Origin of the sequence: Salipiger bermudensis, from assembly GCF_019801965.1 — a bacterium.
Classification (GTDB): Bacteria; Pseudomonadota; Alphaproteobacteria; order Rhodobacterales; family Rhodobacteraceae; genus Salipiger; species Salipiger bermudensis_A.
On sequence record NZ_JAHVIA010000032.1, the window covers coordinates 1 to 542 of the forward strand.

Below are 542 nucleotides of genomic sequence, written 5' to 3' on the forward strand. Positions count from 1 at the left end.
CCGGTGACCTGCGCGCCGTCGTCGGTGCCGTTGATCGTCACGGTGATCTGCTGGGTCGTGCCGTCGAGCGTCGAGACCGTCACCGTATCGGTGAGCTGGCCGCCGCCGGAGGTCAGCGCCTGCACCGCCGGTTGGGAATTGTCGAGCTGGTAGGTCCAGTGGCCATCGGCATCGACGCTGAAGGTGCCGTGCGTACCCGCCGCGGATGGCATCGGCACGAAGGACGCCTCGCCTGCGTCGGGGTCGGTGACGTCGAGCTTGCCGGAGGTGGTGAGACGGGTGTCCTCGGTGACCGTACCGACCGGCGTGCCGGTGACCTGCGCGCCGTCGTCGGTGCCGTTGATCGTCACGGTGATCTGCTGCGTCGTGCCGTCGAGCGTCGAGACCGTCACCGTATCGGTGAGCTGGCCGCCGCCGGAGGTCAGCGCCTGCACCGCCGGTTGGGAATTGTCGAGCTGGTAGGTCCAGTGGCCATCGGCATCGATGCTGAAGGTGCCGTGCGTACCCGCCGCGGATGGCATCGGCACGAAGGACGCCTCGCC

Annotated in this window: 1 protein-coding gene; it reads right to left on the reverse strand. The window is 69.0% G+C overall.

What is annotated here, in order from left to right; genetic code table 11:
• The coding region (locus KUV62_RS22640; protein ID WP_261395842.1) for a VCBS domain-containing protein at positions 1-521 on the reverse strand (521 nt) is incomplete at its 3' end.
• Between the last annotated feature and the right edge of the window lie 21 nt (positions 522-542).